This is a genomic window from Nocardioides sp. NPDC101246, assembly GCF_044767415.1.
In the GTDB taxonomy this organism is placed as follows: domain Bacteria; phylum Actinomycetota; class Actinomycetes; order Propionibacteriales; family Nocardioidaceae; genus Nocardioides.
The window spans coordinates 30,425-49,602 of sequence record NZ_JBIWNX010000027.1; the positions used below are offsets into that span (position 1 = coordinate 30,425).

The 19,178-nt window shown below is 71.6% G+C and carries 11 protein-coding genes; 7 read left to right on the forward strand and 4 right to left on the reverse strand.

Annotation, left to right across the window (positions count from 1 at the left end; genetic code table 11):
- From ACIRON_RS30315 to ACIRON_RS30325, 3 genes are all read right to left on the reverse strand, one after another.
- Positions 1-4,656, reverse strand: a complete 4,656-nt coding sequence (locus ACIRON_RS30315; RefSeq protein WP_402998970.1) for a family 78 glycoside hydrolase catalytic domain — start codon at positions 4,654-4,656, stop codon at positions 1-3.
- A gap of 139 nt (positions 4,657-4,795) precedes the next feature.
- Positions 4,796-6,445: a DNA repair helicase XPB gene (locus ACIRON_RS30320; protein ID WP_402998973.1), complete on the reverse strand. Its 1,650-nt coding sequence runs from the start codon at positions 6,443-6,445 to the stop codon at positions 4,796-4,798.
- Between the two features lie 24 nt (positions 6,446-6,469).
- Positions 6,470-7,399, reverse strand: coding sequence for an AraC family transcriptional regulator (locus ACIRON_RS30325; RefSeq protein ID WP_402998976.1), 930 nt, complete (start codon positions 7,397-7,399; stop codon positions 6,470-6,472).
- A 172-nt stretch (positions 7,400-7,571) separates the two neighbouring features.
- Here ACIRON_RS30325 and ACIRON_RS30330 point away from each other — a divergent pair, with 172 nt between their 5' ends.
- Genes ACIRON_RS30330 through ACIRON_RS30345 form a run of 4 tightly spaced genes read left to right on the forward strand, consistent with a single transcriptional unit; the run spans position 7,572 to position 12,768 of the window.
- Positions 7,572-9,026 carry an aldehyde dehydrogenase family protein gene (locus ACIRON_RS30330; RefSeq protein ID WP_402998979.1) on the forward strand — a complete coding sequence of 485 codons (1,455 nt, stop codon included), beginning with the start codon at positions 7,572-7,574 and terminating at the stop codon, positions 9,024-9,026.
- A gap of 59 nt (positions 9,027-9,085) precedes the next feature.
- Positions 9,086-10,204, forward strand: a complete 1,119-nt coding sequence (locus tag ACIRON_RS30335; RefSeq protein WP_402998982.1) for a sugar ABC transporter substrate-binding protein — start codon at positions 9,086-9,088, stop codon at positions 10,202-10,204.
- Between the two features lie 3 nt (positions 10,205-10,207).
- Positions 10,208-11,743, forward strand: a complete 1,536-nt coding sequence (locus ACIRON_RS30340) for a sugar ABC transporter ATP-binding protein (protein ID WP_402998985.1) — start codon at positions 10,208-10,210, stop codon at positions 11,741-11,743.
- Positions 11,740-12,768: an ABC transporter permease gene (locus ACIRON_RS30345; RefSeq protein ID WP_402998989.1), complete on the forward strand. Its 1,029-nt coding sequence runs from the start codon at positions 11,740-11,742 to the stop codon at positions 12,766-12,768. Before ACIRON_RS30340 ends, ACIRON_RS30345 begins: the two co-directional genes overlap by 4 nt.
- Here the strand turns inward: ACIRON_RS30345 and ACIRON_RS30350 are convergent.
- Positions 12,743-14,734, reverse strand: a complete 1,992-nt coding sequence (locus tag ACIRON_RS30350; protein WP_402998992.1) for a helicase-associated domain-containing protein — start codon at positions 14,732-14,734, stop codon at positions 12,743-12,745. The two genes, ACIRON_RS30345 and ACIRON_RS30350, sit on opposite strands and share 26 nt — an antisense overlap.
- 282 nt (positions 14,735-15,016) lie before the next feature.
- Between ACIRON_RS30350 and ACIRON_RS30355 the strand changes: the two genes are divergently transcribed.
- The 3 genes from ACIRON_RS30355 to ACIRON_RS30365 are packed head-to-tail and all read left to right on the forward strand — an operon-like array spanning position 15,017 to position 19,009.
- Positions 15,017-15,844, forward strand: a complete 828-nt coding sequence (locus ACIRON_RS30355) for a PP2C family serine/threonine-protein phosphatase (RefSeq protein ID WP_091052335.1) — start codon at positions 15,017-15,019, stop codon at positions 15,842-15,844.
- Positions 15,841-17,784 carry an FHA domain-containing protein gene (locus tag ACIRON_RS30360; protein ID WP_402998995.1) on the forward strand — a complete coding sequence of 648 codons (1,944 nt, stop codon included), beginning with the start codon at positions 15,841-15,843 and terminating at the stop codon, positions 17,782-17,784. The genes ACIRON_RS30355 and ACIRON_RS30360 overlap by 4 nt, the downstream gene beginning before the upstream one ends.
- Before the next feature lie 49 nt (positions 17,785-17,833).
- Positions 17,834-19,009: an RDD family protein gene (locus ACIRON_RS30365; RefSeq protein ID WP_402998998.1), complete on the forward strand. Its 1,176-nt coding sequence runs from the start codon at positions 17,834-17,836 to the stop codon at positions 19,007-19,009.
- The last annotated feature ends 169 nt before the right edge of the window (positions 19,010-19,178 follow it).

A 19,178-nucleotide genomic window follows, 5' to 3' on the forward strand; every position in this document is an offset into this window, starting at 1 on the left:
TCATGCCACCGGCACCACCCAGACGTCGGCGACCGACGGGTCGTAGTCGGCGCCGGTGTCCCGGAACCGGATCCGCACCGAGCCGTCCGCGGTCTGCGCCGAGGGCTCCACCAGGAACTGGTGGGTCATCGTGCCCTGGCCGCCGTCGGTGCGGGTCAGGTCGACGCTGTGCGCGACCTGACCGTCGAGCTCTACGTCATAGGTCTTGCGTCGCGCACCGTCGAACGTCTCGACGATGCGGACCACGAACGACCCGTCCGTCGGCACCGCGGCGTCGAACTCGAACCAGCCGCCGGGGTAGGAGGAGTGGGTGTAGCGGCGGGTCAGTCCCGCCTCCTGGTTGGTCCCCGACCGCTCGGAGGCGGTCAGTCCGTGCGCTGTCTCCGAGGTCGCCTCACCGAGGTCGACATGATCGGTCGACGCCGACGGTGGCGTCGCGAGTCCGACGGTCACGGTGGCCGCCGCCTGCTCCGCCGCCGTGGCTCCGGTCGCGAGGGTCAGGGACACCGGGCCGGCGACGACGGTCTGCGGCACGACGACGTCGACCTCGACATCAGCGTTCTGACCGGCCGGGATCTCGTAGCCGACCGGCTCCGCCGACCAGCCGGCAGGACCGGTCAGCGACAGCTCGCCGCGCTGAGTGACGTCGCTGCGGTTGTGCAGCGTGGCGGTGATGGTCGCGGTCCGTCCGCCGTCGACCGACGCCGGCGCGCTCGACGTCGCGGTGATCTGCACCCCGGGTCCGACCATCAGCGTGCCTCCCACCGGGAGCGTGGCGGTGCCACCGGAGCGGCTGTAGGACAGTTCACCGCCGAGCTCAACGGGCCCTACAGCGGCGCCCTCCGGCACCGTGATCTCGTAGGCGTGCTCGACCTGTCCGCCTGCGGGCACGGTGTCGGCGGGCGTTCCGACCGGTTCGGCGGTCCATCCGTCCGGCACCTCGAGCGAGGAGGCCACCTCCTTCAGCGACTGCTTGCCGGAGTTGTCGACCCGTACCGACACCTCGACGTTGTCGCCGGGGAGAAGTTCCTCGTCGGGGACCTGCAGGACGGCGACGGCGCCGACCAGCCGGGCCGAAGCCCGCGAGAGACCCTTCTCGATCGCCGTCAGCCGGTCGCGCAGATCTGCAGCGGTCGCTTCGGTGAGCGTGCCGTGGTCGGCGTACATCTGGACGGCACGGTCCAGGTTCGCGGCTGCCGCGAGGGCACGATGGACCGCCTCGGCGACCCGCTCCTCCTCGGCGTCACGAGCGGCGAGGTCCCATGCCTTGGCGATCTCGCCGCGCAGCAGAGCCGTCCGCTTCGCGAGGTCGCGCTCGGCGGCACGGCCCGCCGGGCCTTCGAGGCTCAAGGAGGCGACCTGCGCAGCCGTCGCGGCAGCCGCCGCCCGAGCGGCGCCGAGGTCTCCGAGCGCGGGAGCGACCGCGAAGCTGTAGTCGCCGGATCCGACCTCGAGAACGACCACGCCCTCGTCCTCACGCACGAACTCGACGTCCCGCGAGTCCTCGATCGGGGAGCCGCCCTCGGTGACCGCCCAGCGGTTGGCGGCCGGGATCCGCACCTCGGCGGTCGTGTTCGCCGGGACGGTCACCTCGAGGCTCATCGGCCCGTCGCCGGTCGTCCACGCGCTGCGTACGGTGCCGTACGGGGTCTGCAGGCTGAAGTCGACGTCATCGACACCGTCGCCCGGCTCGGGCGCGATCGTGATCTTGCGGTAGCCGGGCTCGGCGGCCGAGACGCCGGCCATGGTGCGATACATCCATTCGCCGACGGCACCGTAGGCGTAGTGGTTGAAGGAGTTCATGCCCACGTCGTTGAACGTGCCGTCCGGGTTGATCGAGTTCCAGCGCTCCCAGATCGTGGTGGCGCCCTTCTCGATCTCATAGCCCCACGACGGGTAGTCCTCGTGCTGCAGCAGCCGGTAGGCGATGTCGGTACGCCCGGCCTTGGTCAGCGCCGGCAGCAGCCCGTCGACCCCCAGGAACCCGGTCGAGAGGTGGTGATCACGGCGCTCGAGCGTCTGCACGAACTGGTCATAGACCGCCTCGCGCCGATTCTCGGGCTCGAGATCGTTGGTCAGGGTGAGGATGTACGCCGTCTGGCTGTCGCCCTTGACGGATCCGTCGGCAGCGATGAAGGCCTGCTGGTAGGCAGCCCGGATGGCCTCGTAGCGAGCCTGGTAGGTCGCGGCGTCCTCGTCGTTGCCGACCGCCTTCGCCATCTGCGCGAACTCGCGGGTGCTCTTCGCGACGAAGGCCGTGTCCAGGATGTCCGCAGGTGTCGGGTCGTCGAGGTTGAGCCAGTCCAGATAGCCCCCGGCGGAGCGGATGTGTCCGGTCGAGTCGGCGTCGAGGAAGTCGACATAGCGCTTCATCATGTCGTAGTTCTCGGTGATGACGCCGGTGTCGCCGTAGGCCTGCCAGAGCGTCCAGGGCACGTGCACGCCCGCGTCCATCCAGCCGGCCGACTCGTAGCCGCCGTCGAAGCGGCCCGGGACGACCGGAGCGACGCCGGGCAGCGATCCGTTCGGCCGCTGGGTGTCGCGCAGGTCCTGCAGCCACTTGGTCAGGAACGACTCGGAGTCCATGTTGTAGACCGCGGTCCGGGCGAACACGTTGATATCGCCGGTCCACCCCATCCGCTCGTCGCGAGCCGGGGTGTCGGTCGGGATGGAGAGGAAGTTGCCGCGCATGCCCCACACGATGTTGCTCTGCAGCTGGTCGACCAGCGGCGAGCTGGTGTCCAGCGTGCTGGCCAGATCGCCGTCGGTGCCGACCACGACGCCCACGATGTCGGAGGCGTCGGGCGCTTCGTCCAGCCCGGAGATCTCGACGTAGCGGAAGCCGTGGAAGGTGAAGGACGGCTCGTACGTCTCCGGCTCGTCCGACCCGAGGGTGTAGGTGTCCGTGGCCTTCGCGCTGCGGAGGTTGGCCGTGTAGAGGGTGCCGTCGGGGTTGAGCACCTCGCCGTGGCGGATCGTGACCGTCCGGCCCTTCTCGCCCTGCAGGGTGAGGCGGACGTGGCCGACCATGTTCTGGCCGAGGTCGTAGAGGTAGACACCGTCGGTCGGCGAGTCGATCCGCTCGGCGGTCTCCAGCTCCTCGGTGACGCGTACGTCGACGGCCGTCTGTGGCTCGAGCACGTCGGTCGGCTCGTCCCTGACGGTGACGTCGGCCCAGTCCTGGTCGTCATATCCGGCGCGGTCCCAGCCGTCGACCTCGGCCGCTCGGCGGGCGTCGTACCACTCGCCGTCGAGGAGGTCGGCCTCGCGGGTCGGGCCGCCGGTGGTGCGCCAGCTGTCGTCGGTGCGTACGACCTCGCTGGTGCCGTCGGAGTAGTCCACGACGAGCTCGGCGATCACGGAGTTGTCGGTGCCGTAGACGTCGGTGCCGAACATCGCGACCTTGCCGGTGTACCAGCCGGGCGCGACCTCGGCCCCGAAGGCGTTCGATCCCGAACGCACCAGATCGGTCACGTCGTAGGTCTGGTAGTCGATGCGCTTGTCGTACGCCGTCCAGCCGGGCGCCAGCTCGGCGTCGCCGACGCGCTCGCCGTTGAGGCGCAGCTCGTAGACGCCGCGTGCGGAGGCGTAGACGCGGGCGCGCTCGACCTTCTTCGTGCCCAGGTCGACCTCCTTGCGCAGCAGCGGCACCGCGTCGTCGCCGCGCAGCCAGGCCTCGCCGCCGGCGTTGTCGACCCGGAGGCCATCGGCGGTGACGGTGCCGGCGGTGAAGGTGCGGTCGCCGGTGGGGAAGTCGGTGTCCACGAGCGTGGCGCCAGCGGCGCTGGTGACGGTCACGTCGTGGACCAGTCCGTGCTCGGCACCGTTGGTGCGGAAACCCATGACCCCGGGCCCGGCGAAGGTGGCATCGGTGCGCTGGTCGAGCTGCTGACCGTCGATCGTGGTCGTGATCGTGTCGCCCGCGACGGTGATCGCGTAGTCGTGCTCCGCGGCGAAGTCGAACCCGCTCGGGACCGGCTTCGCGGGCAGCACGGAGTAGCCGCCGTTGCGCTTCACGTGCGGGCGGAGCGCGTCGTCGGACTCGCTGAACTGCCACATGTAGGCGTTCTCGGTGTTCTCGCCACGGAAGTAGACGCCGAGCGCTCCGCCGATGTCGGAGGCGGTGAACTCGATCGTGTAGTCCGTCCATTCCGCGCCCGGCTCAGCGGTCTCCGCGCCGATCCAGTCCGCGGTCCACGACTCCTTGCCGAGGCCGGTGGCGAACGTCGCCGGATCGCTCCACGCCGAAGCGACGCCGTGGTCGTCCCAGACCCGCACCGACCACACGTAGTCCGTGCGCGGCTTCAGCGCGGGCCCGGCGTACCGGACGTCGACGGACTGCCCGGAGCGCACCTTCCGGCTGTCCCACACATCGGGCGTCCGGAGCTTCCGCTCCGAGGACGCGACGCGGATCTGGTAGGCCTTCTGGGTCACCCCGCGCCGGTCGGACTCGAGCTGCCAGCCCAGCGTCGGGGCGGTCGCGGCGATGCCGAGCGGATCGGCCAGTGCGTTCGTACGCAGCTCGTCGACGACCGGGACGGCGTCGACCTTCCCGCTCACGGGCGGTTGGGCGGCACCTGCGGCGAGCGGTGGCAGTGAGGGGACGAGGATGACGGCGAGGGCGGCCGTGATCAACCCGGCGACATGAGGGCGCACGCGAAACTCCTGAGGTCGAGGAATTGAAACGCTTCAGGGAGTATGGCGTGCGTCACACTTTACGTGCAGTGAATTGGCCTCATCCGGCCACGGACAACGATTCAACGGCCGTGGGTGGCCGCGAGTTCAGCAGGCGAGGTCAGGAGGTGAGGTCGCCGAGGGAGTCGGCGTCGACGATCCGGTACGCATAGCCCTGCTCGGCCAGGAAGCGCTGCCGGTTCTGGGCGAAGTCGGCGTCGACGGTGTCGCGGGAGACGATCGTGTAGAAGTGCGCGGTCTTGTTGCCGTCGCCCGGACGCAGCAGCCGACCGAGCCGCTGGGCCTCCTCCTGGCGGGAGCCGTAGGCGCCGGAGACCTGGATCGCGACCTCTGCCGAGGGCAGGTCGATGGAGAAGTTGGCGACCTTGGAGACCACCAGCAGGTCGATCTCGCCGGAGCGGAAGGCGTCGAAGAGGCGTTGGCGTTCCTTGACCGACGTCTTGCCCTCGATCACCGGAGCGTCCAGCGCGGCGGCGATCTCGTCGAGCTGCTCGAGATACTGCCCGATCACCAGGGTCGGCTTGCCGGCGTGAGAGGCGACGATCTCCTTGACCACGTCGATCTTGTGGTGCGTGCACGAGGCGATCCGGTAGCGCTCGTCGGGCTCGGCGGTGGCGTAGACGAGCCGCTCGTCGGCGGGCAGTGTCACCCGCACCTCGACGCAGTCCGCCGGGGCGATCCAGCCCTGCGCCTCGATGTCCTTCCAGGGTGCGTCGTAGCGCTTGGGCCCGATCAGGGAGAACACGTCACCCTCGCGCCCGTCCTCGCGCACCAGCGTGGCTGTCAGGCCGAGCCGGCGGCGGGCCTGCAGGTCGGCGGTCATCCGGAAGATCGGGGCGGGAAGGAGGTGGACCTCGTCGTAGACGACCAGTCCCCAGTCGCGGGCGTCGAGCAGCTCCAGGTGGGGATAGGCGCCCTTCCGGCGCGTGGTCAGCACCTGGTAGGTGGCGATCGTGACCGGCCGGATCTCCTTGACCGACCCGGAGTACTCGCCGATCTCGTCCGGGGTCAGTGAGGTGCGGCGTACGAGCTCGTCCTTCCACTGCCTCGCCGAGACGGTGTTGGTGACGAGGATCAGGGTCGTGGCCTGAGCCAACCCCATGGCGGCGGCTCCGACCAGCGTCTTGCCGGCGCCGCAGGGGAGCACGACGACCCCGGAGCCGCCGTGCCAGAACGACTCGGCCGCCTCCGACTGGTAGGGGCGCAGCGTCCAGTCGGTGGTGTCGAGCGCGATCGGGTGCGCCTCGCCGTCGACGTAGCCCGCGTAGTCCTCGGCCGGCCAGCCGAGCTTGAGCAGCGCCTGCTTGAGGTTGCCGCGCTCGGAGGGGTGCACGACGACGGTGTCCGCGTCGAGCCGCTCGCCCAGCATCCCGGCGACCTTCTTCGCCCGGATGACCTCCTCGAGCACCGCCCGGTCGGAGGAGACCAGCACCAGCCCGTTGGCCGGGTTCTTCTCGAGACGGAGGCGGCCGTAGCGGGCCATCGTCTCGGCGACGTCGACCAGCAGGGAGTGTGGGACGGGATAGCGGGAGAACTCCAGCAGCGTGTCCACGACCTGCTCGGCGTCGTGCCCGGCCGCGCGCGCGTTCCACAGTCCCAACGGGGTCAGCCGGTAGGTGTGGATGTGCTCCGGCGACCGCTCGAGCTCGGCGAACGGCGCGATCGCCTTGCGGCACTCACCCGCCCGGGCATGGTCGACCTCGAGCAGCAGCGTCTTGTCCGACTGGACGATCAGGGGGCCGTCGTTCACCGAACCAGCCTACGGGCCCGAGGTTCAGGCGGCGCGGTCTCCGGACCGCCACTCCCGCGGGGTGACGCCGTAGGCCCGCCGGAAGGCGCGGGTGAAGGTGAGCGGGTCGTTGAACCCGCAGACGTACGCGACGGCGCCGATGCCGCCCGGAGGCTGACGCGCGGCCGAGAGCATCTCGGCCGCGGCGGCGAGGCGTACGGAGCGGAGATAGGCCGCTGGTGAGCTGCCGGACTCCTCGAAGACCTGGTAGAGCCGCCGCCTGGAGACGCCGTGGCGGCGGGCGACCTCGTCCATGGTCAGCGTGCGGTCCCCGGCATGGTCGCGCAGGTGCTGGCGCACGGTGTGGTGCAGCCCGGCGGTCGTGTGCGGGGTGACCGGGGCGCTGGTGAACGCGGAGTGGATCATCACCGCGGCCAGGTCACGGACCACGGTCGCCACCTCGGCCGGGCTCTCCGCCTCCGGGAGCGCGGCCGCATAGGAGAAGAGGGCACGCGCCGCCGGTGCCTCCTGGACCCGGGGGAGCGCGACCCGGTCCGCGGCCTCGCCGAGCATCCCGCTCGGCAGCCGCATCGACGATCGCGAGACCTGGACCAGCAGCTGCTGCTGGTGGGGCGCGGAGTAGTCCACGAGATAGGGGGCATCGACCCGGTAGACGGAGACCGACCCGGGGCGTACCGCGACGGTCCGGGATCCGGAGGAGACCGTGCCGGTGCTGGCGCGCTGCAGCGAGAGGTGCAGGTCGTCACCGCCGGCGCCGCGGGCGAGCCGGGCGGTGCGGGTCGAGCTGTGGCCCGAGGACGTCGCGAGCGCGACCGCGATGCCGTCGTCGAGCTGGGTGTGCTCCATCCGGCCGGTGAAGCCGGGCTCGACATCGTTGCAGGCGAGAGGCACGAAACAGTTGCTCACGACCGACTGCCAGGCGTCGGCGCTGTCGACCTCGACCACCGCGCTCATCTCGTCCTCCTCCCGGGCCTGACACGAGCCTACGGAACGTGACGCCGGTCACGACCGGATCCGCCGGGCACCGTGCACAAATCGTCGGTTCAGGCGGCGGCGACCCACCGTAGCGTCGATGCGGCCGCAGCCACCAGAGGCTGTTGTCGCCAGATGTAGACGAGGGAGTGGGATGGGTTTCTTCGACCAGGACCAGTGGACCGGCAGGGCGTACGTCGGGGGCTGGGTGAGGCTGAGTGGGACGCTGGAGGTGTCCGAGCCGGCGACCGGCGAGACGATCGCCACGGTCGCGTCCGGAGAGGCCGCCGACGTGGACCAGGCGGTGAGCCTGGGGGTCGAGGCACAGCGGGAGTGGGCGGCACGACCGGCCGAGGTGCGCGCCGAGGTGATGCGCCGGGCCGCCGCGATCCTGGCCGAGCACCAGGAGCTGTTGGTCGACTGGCTCGTCCGCGAGGCAGGATCCGGGCAGGGCAAGGCCGCCTTCGAGGCCGGGCTGGTCGCCGCCGAGCTCCACCAGGCCGCCGCGACCGCGCTGATGCCCTACGGCCAGCTGCTCCAGTCCTCGCACCCGCGGCTGAGCGTCGCCCGGCGTCGTCCGGTCGGCGTCGTCGGTGTCATCTCACCCTTCAACTTCCCGGCGATCCTGGCCGCGCGCTCGGTCCTCCCGGCGCTCGCGCTGGGCAACGCCGTGATCCTCAAGCCCGACCCGCGCACCAGCATCGGCGGCGGGCTGTTCCTCGCCGCGCTCCTGGAGGAGGCCGGGCTCCCGGCAGGGCTCTTCGCCGTCGTCCCGGGACGGGTCGAGGCAGGCTCGGCGCTCGTCGAGCACCCCGACGTCCCGGTCATCTCCTTCACCGGCTCGACCGGGGCCGGACGGGTCATCGGCGAGCGCGCCGGGCGCCTGCTCAAACGGGCCCATCTCGAGCTCGGCGGCAACAACGCCATGATCGTGCTGCCCGGCGTCGACATCACCGCCGCGGCCTCCGCCGGCGCCTGGGGCTCCTTCCTGCACCAGGGCCAGATCTGCATGACCACGGGCCGTCACCTGGTCCACGCCGACATCTACGACGAGTACGTCGCGACCCTGGCAGCCAAGGCCGCCGGGATCCCGGTGGGCGACCCGACCAGCGGCGTACCTCTGGGTCCGGTCATCGACGCGGGGCAGCGCGACAAGGTGCACGCCCTGGTCACCGGGTCGATCGCGGCAGGGGCGAGGCTGGAGACGGGCGGGACGTACCAGGGCCTCTTCTACCAGCCGACGGTGCTGTCCGCGGTGACCCCGGAGCATCCCGCGTTCGCCGAGGAGATCTTCGGACCGGTCGCGCCGGTGACCCGGTTCGAGACCGTCGACGAGGCGATCGAGCTGGTCAGCCGCAGCGACTACGGGCTCTCGGTCGGTGTCCTCACCACGGACCCGTTCGCCGGCTACGAGCTCGCCGACCGGATCCCCAGCGGGATCGTGCACGTCAACGACCAGACCGTCGACGACGAGGCGCAGGCGCCCTTCGGGGGCATCGGTGCCTCCGGCACCGGTGCCCGGTTCGGCGGCCACGAGGCCAACATCGACGCCTTCACCGAGACCCAGTGGGTCACGGTGCAGTCGCAGATCCAGGCGTACCCCTTCTGAACCCTCTCGGGCCCCACGCAGATCCACGCAGATCCACCTGAGACAAGGACTGACTACGCATGATGAGAACGAAGCGGATGTACGCGGCGCTGGCCGCGGGAGCGCTGCTGCTCGCCGGTTGCGGAAGCGAGAGCGGCGGCGGGGGAGGTGCGAGCGCAGAGGCCGACGTCGAGGCTGCGAAGGCCTACCTGGAGCCGTGGAACGGCGAGGGCGAGAAGGGCCTGCTGATCGACGAGCCGCTCTCCAAGCCGATCGCCGCGGGCACCAAGGTCGTCTACCTCGACGTCGGCACCCCGGTGAGCGCGGTGATGTGGGGCAACCTGCAGGCACCGGCGAAGCTGCTCGGCCTGGAGCTGGAACGGGTCGAGGTCGGCCGGGACGCGCAGAGCATCAACGCCGCGATGAACACGGTGGTCGAGAAGAACCCCGACGGCGTCATCAACATCACCCTCGACCCGGTCTTCTTCGAGTCGCAGACCAAGGCGCTGGAGGAGAAGGGGATCCCGATCGCCTCCGGGTCGGTGATGAACACCGTCGAGCACGGTCTGCCCGAGGCGTTCAACGGACCGGACTGGATGAAGGCCAACGGTGCCGCGCTGGCCGCGGCCGCGGTGGTGCGCTCGGAGGGCGCGAGCGAGTACGTGTTCTACAACGTGCCCGAGTTCCCGTTCTCGCCGCTGGAGCTGGAGGGCGCGAAGGCGAAGATGAAGGAGCTCTGCCCCGACTGCACGCTGCGCACCGTCGACATCCCGATCGCCGAGCTGGGTTCCACCGCGGCCGACCGGGTGGTCAGCGACCTGCAGGCCAACCCGGACACGGAGTACTTCATCGCCGCCGTCGACGAGGTCCAGATCGGCCTGCCCCAGAAGCTGAAGCTGGCGGGCATCGACACCAAGGGCATCGGGATGTGGACCTCGCCGCCCAACTACGAGCAGATCGGCTCCGGCGACCAGGACGCGACCCTCTCGGTCGACCTCAGTCTGATGATGTGGACGGTCCTGGACCAGCTGCTGCGGGAGATGAACGGCGACGCCTACGAGTGGCCCGCGACCGAGGTGCGCGCCTCGACCCTGACCCGGGTGACCGACGCCGAGAACCTCCCGGAGGACGCCACCGTCGGCTACCAGGCCGTCGAGGACCTCGAGACGCTCTTCGCCAAGACCTGGCTGGTCGACTGAGTCATGTCAGCCGAGATGTCGGGAGGCGACCCGCTGCTGCGGGTCACCTCCCTGGTGAAGGACTTTCCGGGCCTGCGGGCGCTCGACGACGTCTCGCTCGAGGTGCGCAGCGGCGAGGTGGTGGCCGTGCTCGGCCACAACGGCTCCGGGAAGTCGACGCTGGTCAAGGTTCTCGCGGGCAGGTACGCCGCCGACGGCGGCACCGTGGAACTGCCCGCGTCGGCCGGCGAGGAGGCAGCCGAGCTGCACTTCATCCATCAGGATCTCGCGCTGGTCGGTGCGCTGACCGCGGTCGAGAACCTGAACCTGATCGGCTCGGCCCGACTGCACCCCCATGACAGTCGGGCCGAGCGTCGCCGGGCCACGGAGCTCGTCGCTCGTTTCGGAGAGGGCTTCGACGTCACCGTCCCGGTCGCGTCCCTGACCCCCGGCCAGCGCGCGATCGTCGCGATCGCGCGCGCCCTGGACGGCTGGACGCACCCGCGCAACGTGCTCGTCCTCGACGAGCCCACCGAGTCGCTCCACGGCGCCGAGGTGGAGGTCCTCTTCTCCGCGGTCCGCCGTCTCGCTGCCGAGGGGGCGGGGGTCATGTTCATCTCGCACCGTCTCGACGAGGTCCTGGCGCTCGCCGACCGGGTCGTCGTGCTGCGCGACGGACGAGTCGTCGCCGCCGAGCCGGTAGACGGCCTCGACCACGACCGGCTCGTCGAGCTCATCACCGGCGCCACCCCGGCGGAGATCGAGGCCCACCAACCCCAGGACGTACGCAGCACCGACCCGGTCCTGAGCGTGCGTGGCCTGCGGGGCGGCGCCATCGAGAACCTCGACCTCGACCTGCACGCCGGTGAGGTGGTCGGCGTCGCCGGCGTGCTCGGCTCGGGCCGGGAGGCGGTGCCGTCGCTGCTCTTCGGTGCGGTGCCGTCCCACGCGGGGACCTTCACCGTCGGCGGAGCGGTCGTCCTGGCGCCCACCCCGGCGACCAGCATCCGGCGCAAGGTCGCCTTCGTCCCGGGCGATCGCGCCAGGCACGGCTCCACCGCGCAGATGAGCGCCCGGGAGAACCTCACCCTGCCGCAGATGCGCACCGTCCGAGGCGCGGGCGGGGCGATCAGCACCCGCCGGGAGCGGGCGGAGGCGGAGCGCCGGCTGGCGGCGTACGACGTACGTCCGCATCGCACCGAGCAGCGGTTCGGCCTGTTCAGCGGGGGCAACCAGCAGAAGATCGTGCTGGCCCGGTGGCTGCGCGACGACCCGCTGGTTCTGCTGCTCGACGAGCCGACCCAGGGTGTCGACATCGGTGCCAAGACCACCATCTACGAGGCGGTCGGGCAGGCCGCGGCCAACGGGACCGCGGTGCTGGTGAGCTCCTCGGACACCAAGGAGCTGCTGCGGATCTGCGACCGCGTGCTCGTCCTGCGAGACGGCCGTCTCGTCGCCGAGCTGGCCGGCGACGCGCTCACCGAGCATCGCCTGCTCGTCGAGGGCTACGGCCTGACGCCCGACAACCCAGAGATCCAGAAGAACCAAGGACCATCGTGAACCTGCGTGCACTCTCCTTCCGCAACATCAGCGCCGTCTACATCTTCGTGGTGATGTTCGTCGTCTTCTCGATCTGGATCCCGGACCGGTTCCTCCAGGTCGGCGTGTGGCGCTCGATCCTCGACGCCGAGGCGCTCACCGGGCTGGCCGCCCTCGCCGCGCTGATCCCGCTGGTCACCGGCTCGCTCAACCTGGCGATCGGGGCGCAGGTCGGCTTCACCGCGATCCTGTCGGCCTGGTTGCTGGCCAAGGCAGGTCTGCCGATCGCGGTCCAGCTCCCGCTGGTGCTGGTGGTCGGGGCGCTGATCGGCTGGGTCACCGCGGTCGTCATCACCAGGCTGCGGGTCGAGCCGATCGTGGCGACCCTGGCGATGAGCTCGATCCTGCTCGCCGGGATGGCATGGGTCTCCGGCAGCCAGCAGATCCTCGACCTCGGTCCCTCCTACCGGACCCTGGCCACGACGCAGTGGGCGGGCGTCACGGTGCCGGTCTACATCCTGTTCGCGGTCGCCCTGGTGAGCTGGTACGTGCTCGAGCGCACGCCCGTCGGCCGCCGGATGTACGCCTCCGGGTTCAACCCCGACTCGGCCCGGCTCGCCGGAGTCGGCGTGACCCGGATCCAGACCGGCGCGCTGATGGCCGGCGGCGCGATCTCCGCGCTGGCCGGTGCCCTCCTCACCAGCCGCCTCAACGCCGGCGACCCGACCGTCGGGCCGTCGTTCCTCCTCCCCGCGCTGACGGCGGTGTTCCTGGGGTCGACCCAGTTCCGGGGCGGACGGTTCAACGTGTGGGGCACGCTGGTGGCGATGTACGTCCTCGCCGTCGGCATCAAGGGCCTCCAGCTCGGTGGCTCACCTCGCTGGGTCAACGACCTCTTCTACGGCGTCGCGCTCATCCTCGCCGTCGCGCTCTCCCAGTGGGAGACCCGTGGCCGCATGCTCTGGCGCGGTCGCCGGAGGTCCGGGGAGCCGGAGAATCCCGCGGAGGCCGAGCCGAAGGTCACGACCCCGGCCGGACACTCCTGATCCGCGACAGCGCGAAGGAACGTACGTCCTCCTCGACCCTGGCCGCGAGCGAGCCGCCGTCGATCCCCAACGGCTCGACGCGAGCCTCGCCGGCGACCCCGCGCCCGTCGACGTAGGAGATCACGACCTGCTCCCCGGCGTCGATGGCCTCGTGCAGGATCGCCATGGTGGAGGCCGGCTCGGCCGGCGTCGGGCGGGAGGCGGCGGTCTCGTCGCCCGCCTTGATCCTGGCCGCGACCGCTGTCGCGCGAGCGGCGAGGTGGGCCTCCTGGGCGCCGGCCGGACGCTGGCTGTTGCGGGCCTTGGCGCGCTTGGTGTCGGAGCGCGCCACGTGGACGGATCCGTCGGGGGCCTCGACGACCGGGGCCAGGCCCAGCTCGCGCAGCCGGGGGAGGAGCGAGTCGAGCGCGACGGTGCTGACGACCACCGTCGGCGCCAGCCGTCGCAGCCCCAGGGAGTCGGCCGCCGGGTGGGCCAGCAGCTCGGCCAGCGCGGCCTCGTCGTCACTGCGCAGATAGGCGGCGGCGAACCCGACCCGGACCGTCCCGAACGTACGCGCGGTGTCGTCGACCAGGTAGGTCAGCGCCTGCGGGACGGGGGTGCGGGAGGCGGCGGTGAGGAACGCGTGGATCTCGGTGGCGGTCCAGCCGCGGTCCATGGCCCGGCGCACCGACTCCTTGGTGAACCGGTAGACCGTCGCCCCGCCGTGCGACTCCACCGTGGCCACCACGGCCAGCGTGCGGGCCAGCGCGGGCTCCAGCGGCCCCGGCGCGACCGCGGTCAGGTCGCCCTGGAGCAGCACGTGGTCCACCGGCTCCGGCAGCAGCCCGGCCAGGGTCGGGACCGGGTCCTCGCCGGCCACCAGCAGCCGACCGTACGCAGCCAGCCCTCCGAACGCGGCGATCCCGAGGGTCTGCGCCTCGGTGAGCGTCCAGTCCACCAGTGCCTCGCGGGACTCGGTGCGGGTGCGCGGCCGGCGCGGTCGCTCCCAGGCGAGGCGGGTGACGATCGATGCAGGGCCGGTGCCGGCCGCCAGCACCTCGCCGTCCGGGAGCCCGGCGAGCAGACCGAGCGTCAGCCTCCGGGTCTCGACGGCCGAGGCGCCCGCAAGATCTGGCGCCAGCGCGTTCCAGGTCTTCCCGGCGGGGTCGCGCTGGCCGACGAGCCCGGGAAGCCGTGGAGAGGCCAGCCAGGCGCCCGCCACGTGCGCCCAGCGGGCCGCCAGGGGCTGCTGGAGCCACTGGTCGAAGAGCTCGGTCGGCATCCAGGACGGATCGCCCTCCTCGTCGGTGCCCAGCGCGAGCAGGCCCGAGGCCCAGGCGACCTCGATCAGCAGCGCCGCGGCCGGCTCGGTGACATGGAGCCGCTCGGCGGTCGTCTTGAGGTCGCGGACCGTCAGCCCCGCCCCGCCACGCAGCGACCGGGGTGGCACCGCGCTCCAGGCGTCGAGGAGCAGCTCGAGGTTGCGTACGAGCTCGAAGGCGGCGCCCGCGGCCGCCCGGTCGACCAGCGCGGACGCCCGCGACGAGGTCGGCAGGGGCGGCGGGACGTCCACGGGGGCGAGCGTCGTCCGCCCGCCCCGCAGTGTGATCCCGACCTCGCCGGGCAGGGTCAGCATGCCGTCGCCCGAGGACACCAGCAGCCCGTGGGCGATCAGCTCCTCCGCCGGTCCGGCCGCCTCGGCCACGGATACGCCCGGGCGCGCGCGGGAGGACGAGGCCTGGCCGCCGCCGGCGTCGACGGCCTCCAGCATCGCGCGCGCCTCGGCGGACACAGCAGGCAGACTGCGTACGCCTTCTCCCTGGTCAGCGGCGAACGGCTGCAGCCCGGAGGTGCCGGGCGAGCCTCGCAGCAGGGCCGCGACACCGGTCACCGCGCGCACGCCGTCGAGGGACTGCCACACCAGGCAGGTGTCCTCCAGATGAGAAAGTGCCCGTGTCGCGGCGTCCACTTCGGCATTCACCATGGAAGATAAGTGGGCTTTGGTGGTTTGATTCGCGAGGACAACGGCATCAAGCACGATCAGCTCGAGATGGTTAAGGTCATCCATCGCGTAGTGCAAGGATGTGCGAGTGGCTGCTCGGGCGGCGAGTTGGCCGGAGTCATGAGGGGACGGCGTGGCGAGATCAGGACGAGCAAGAAGCAGGCGTGAGACGCGCTCTGTGGGCCAAGAGCGCAACTGGTCTGCGAGTGAGCGGAAGCCTGTGTCCATCGGCATCACGCTATCCCGGCAGGCCTAGGGGGCGAGATGTCCAGGAAAGTAGTGATCGCGCACGGGGCCGCGACAGATGTCGGCCAGGTGCGGAAGGTCAACGAGGACTCCCATGTGGCCGAGCCACCGGTCTTCGTCGTCGCGGACGGGATGGGCGGCCACGACGGTGGTGACATCGCCAGCGAGATGGTGATCCAGGAGTTCGCCAAGCTCGGCGGCACCCATTACGTCTCCGAGTCCGGCAGCCAGGCGATGGTCGAGGCCCTCCAGGCGGCACAGGACCGGATCGTGGCCTTCGCGCTCGAGCAGCGCTCGCGCGGGGCCTCGGACTACCAGTCCGGCACCACCTGCGCCGCGGCTCTGATCGCCGACGGCGGAAGCAGCCCGTTGTGGATCCTGCTCAACGTCGGCGACTCGCGCATCTACCGATACTTCGACGGCACGCTGAGCCAGCTCAGCCGCGACCACAGCCTGGTCCAGGAGCTGGTCGACTCGGGGCAGATCACGCGCGAGCAGGCCGAGCACCACCCGGAGCGCAACGTGGTGACCAGGGCGCTGGGCGGGATGGCCCCGGCGGTCCCCGACATCTTCCAGGTGACCCTGCCCGTGGGCGCCCGGCTGATGCTGTGCTCCGACGGCGTGAGCGGAATGATCTCGGATGCTGAGATCGCCGACATCCTTGCCGCGGAGGACACCGATGCCCGCGACACGGCCGAGAAGCTGGTCGCCGCCGCGGTCGAGGCGGGTGGCCGGGACAACGCCACCGCCGTCGTGGTCGATGTGATGGGATTGACCGAGGAGAACCCGTATGACTCGGAGCAACAAAGGGTGAGTATGGAGCAGAAGCTAGGAGTGCTGCCATGAGTGAGCCAGCAACCATCGCAAGCACGTCCTACATGCCGGGCACATGGTTCGGCATCATCGGTGAGAGCGCCACGGTGCTGCTCCCGCCCTCGGAGAAGAGCCGTGCGGGCGCGCTGTGGGCGCTCGTCGACGACGGTGCCGGGTTCGACGAGGTGCTCGACGCGCTCGTCGCGACCGGGCTGAGCTCGTTGCCGGGCTTCGTCCTCATCTCCGGGGACGTGACGCCTGAAGGTGGAAGCGTACGCACGGTCGTGCGCGGCCCGTCCGTGGTCTCGTTCGAGGCCGGCGAGGGCGCCGTCGAGGTCGACGGCTCGTCGTCGAAGACGTGGGTCGAGCGCACTCTCGAGGGTGTCACCAGGATGTCCGTCTCGCTCGGCGAGGAGGGTGCGACCGGTGAGCCGATGACGGCGCTCGGTGGCCTGCTGCGGGTCTCGGGTCTCGAGGTTCCGCCGCCGGCCCCGGAGTCCACCCAGGACGACTCGCCGGAGAGCCGCGCCGGTTTCGTCGCTGCCCCGGTGGCGGTCGAGGAGGGCGCCGACGACGGCGTCGACGAGCCGGCCCAGGCCGACCCGCTCACCGATCCTCTTCCCGAGGAGACCTACGCCGACTCCGCCGACGACCTGGAATCCGCCGAGGAGCAGGGTCTCGACGAGGACGAGCCGGTCGCGGCTCCGCCCTCGCTCACGGTCGTTCCGCCGATCCCGGTCTCGGGTGACCTCCCCGGTCTCGAGGCCGACTCGGAGTCGGAGACCGACTTCGAGGCAGACCTCGGCCCGGACTCCGACTCCGACTTCGACGCGGACTCCGAGGACGAGCCGATCTCGGTCAACCGCGGCGACGAGTCCGGCGAGGCCTCCGCGCCGCGTCACGACGACCTGACCGAGCCGACCGAGGCGTTCGAGATGCCGGCCGCCTCCCAGGACACCGACGACCAGGACTTCCCGGAGCCCGCTGCCGGCGGTTACGAGGACGACTACGCCAGCGACGAGCACGCCGCTGCCGTGGCGTCCTCCTTCGGGCCCTCCGCGGTCTCCCCGGAGCCCGTGGCCGACATGGACGACGTCGCCCCCGACGCCGAGACCGAGATCCTCGAGGCCGTCGACGAGCACTCCTACGACGAGCCCGAGTCCTATGACGGGCCCGAGTCCTACGACGAGCCCGCGTCTGCCCAGGCGCCCGGCTTCGGTCCGCCGTCGATGCCGCCTCCGCCGCCGCTGACGACGCCTCCGCCGCCTCCGGTGGACGCGCCGCCCGCTCCATACGAGGAGGCGCCGGCCGAGGGCCTGATCGATGCTGCGCCGAGCGACGCCCCGATCGAGGCACCGTCCTTCGACGGCCCGCCTGCCGACGCCCCGCTGACCGACATCCCGCCGGCGCCCCCGGCCCCGCCCGCGTTCCCGGCCCCGCCCGCGCCGCCGGCTCCGCCCGTGGCTCCCATCCCGGAGACCCACGACGAGCCGGTCTGGGAGGAGCCCAACCCCGATGAGGACGACCACGACGGTCTGACCCGCATCGGCGTCGGCGAGGACCTCAACGCCGGTCTCGCCGGGATCCCCGGCCAGCCCGAGGCCCCGAAGGTGACCGCCTACCCGGTCGCGCGCCTGGAGTTCTCCAGCGGCGACCGCGTCGAGGTCGACCGGGTCGTCCTCGTCGGCCGCGCGCCGGAGGCGAGCCGGTTCACGCCCACCGAGCAGCCGATGCTGGTGACCGTGCCGAGCCCCCACCAGGAGATCTCCTCGACCCACTGCGAGATCCGTCCCGGTGCCGGGGTCGACCACGGCGCAGCGGTGGTCACCGACCTCGGCTCGACCAACGGCACCGTGCTGGTCCAGCCCGGTCTCGGCCCGGAGGACCTGCGCCCCGGCGTACCCGTCCAGCTCATGCCGGGTGCCGTCATCGACCTCGGTGACAGCCTGACGATCCGGGTGACCAACCCGTGATCCATGCGCTTTCGCTGATGCCGCCGTCCTCCATCGTGGGGGCGGCGGCATGAGCGTGGCGGGGCTTCAGGCCCCAGCGGTCGAGGCTGCCATTGCGGAGCCGGACCGTCGGTTCTACGCCTTCGCCATCGATCGGGTGATCGCGTGGGCGATCTTCGCCGCAGCCGGTTTCCTGGCGTGGCTGATCTTCTTCCGCAACGACGAGCTCCTGCTTGGGGTCGCGCTGATCGCCAGCGTGGTGCTGGCGGTCTGGCTGGTCGGCACCGTACTCACCGGCTCCGGGGGCAAGACCCCCGGGAAGATGGCCCTCGGGCTCCGCGTGGTCAGCGATGACTCCGGAGCCGCGGGCCGCCCGATCGGCGTCGGCAAGGCGTTCGTACGCCAGGCCCTGCTCGGCCTCTGCACGATCCCGACGCTCGGCATCGGGACCGCCACCTTCGCCTGGGTCGCCGCGATGGACGACCGCGGCCGGCGCCAGGGGTGGCACGACCGTCGTGCGGGCTCGGTCGTGGTCGACGTACGTCCTCCGGTGGTCGTCGAGGCCGAGGAAGAGGCCCCGGCGCCGCGCCGCATCGTCAACCTGACCACCATGCGCCTGAAGCAGGCCGAGGCGACTCCGGAGCGGGCCGAGCGGCCGCAGACCCCGGCCGCCCCGACCCAGAGCGCGGCGGCTCAGGCCGCGGCCCAGTCTGCTGCCGCTCAGGCCGCGGCCGAAGCCCAGGCGGCGCAGACCATCGTTCCGGGGATGATCCCCCGTCAGACGCCTGCGGCTCCGATGCCGCCGGCCCCCGTCCCGCCGACTCCCGCGCCGACTCCCGCGCCCCCGCCTCCTCCGGTGGCGCAGCCGGCTCCTCCGCCGCCTCCCGTGCCTGCTCCGCAGCCCGCGGCGACAGCTCGCTGGCGGGTCACGTTCGACACCGGCCAGAGCTTCGTCGTCGAGGGTCTCGCGATCGTCGGTCGCGGCCCCGAGCCGCGTCCCGGCGAGGAGGTCGCCCACCGGGTGGCCCTCTCCTCGAGCGACATGTCGCTGTCCAAGACCCACGCTCAGTTCCAGATCGCAGCTGACGGCACCCTCGTGGTCATGGACCGCGGCTCCACCAACGGCACCACCCTGATCCGCCAGGGTGCCGCACGAGCCCTCGGCGCCCGCCGCCCCGCGGCTCTCGTCGACGGCGACAAGGTCAAGTTCGGCGACCGCACCATGGATGTGGTTCGCGAGGCCTGACCCCTCCCGCCGAATCTGCAGTTGTGGCGGGTCGAATCTGTAGTTGTGGGGGGGGGGGCCCGGGGGGGGGGGGGGCCCCCCCCCCGGGGGGGGCCCCCCCCCCCCCCCCCCGGCCGGCCGGCGGCCGAGGCGGGGGGGGACGGGGGCGGGGGGGGGGGGGGGGCCGGGC

Excerpts from the sequence above, each read along its gene's own strand:
- ACIRON_RS30365 (WP_402998998.1), top strand. The coding sequence starts at position 17,834 with ATGAGCGTGGCGGGGCTTCAGGCCCCAGCGGTCGAGGCTGCCATTGCG.
- ACIRON_RS30325 (WP_402998976.1), bottom strand. The coding sequence starts at position 7,399 with ATGAGCGCGGTGGTCGAGGTCGACAGCGCCGACGCCTGGCAGTCGGTC.
- ACIRON_RS30355 (WP_091052335.1), top strand. The coding sequence starts at position 15,017 with ATGTCCAGGAAAGTAGTGATCGCGCACGGGGCCGCGACAGATGTCGGC.
- ACIRON_RS30330 (WP_402998979.1), top strand. The coding sequence starts at position 7,572 with ATGGGTTTCTTCGACCAGGACCAGTGGACCGGCAGGGCGTACGTCGGG.
- ACIRON_RS30360 (WP_402998995.1), top strand. The coding sequence starts at position 15,841 with ATGAGTGAGCCAGCAACCATCGCAAGCACGTCCTACATGCCGGGCACA.
- ACIRON_RS30335 (WP_402998982.1), top strand. The coding sequence starts at position 9,086 with ATGATGAGAACGAAGCGGATGTACGCGGCGCTGGCCGCGGGAGCGCTG.
- ACIRON_RS30350 (WP_402998992.1), bottom strand. The coding sequence starts at position 14,734 with ATGGTGAATGCCGAAGTGGACGCCGCGACACGGGCACTTTCTCATCTG.
- ACIRON_RS30340 (WP_402998985.1), top strand. The coding sequence starts at position 10,208 with ATGTCAGCCGAGATGTCGGGAGGCGACCCGCTGCTGCGGGTCACCTCC.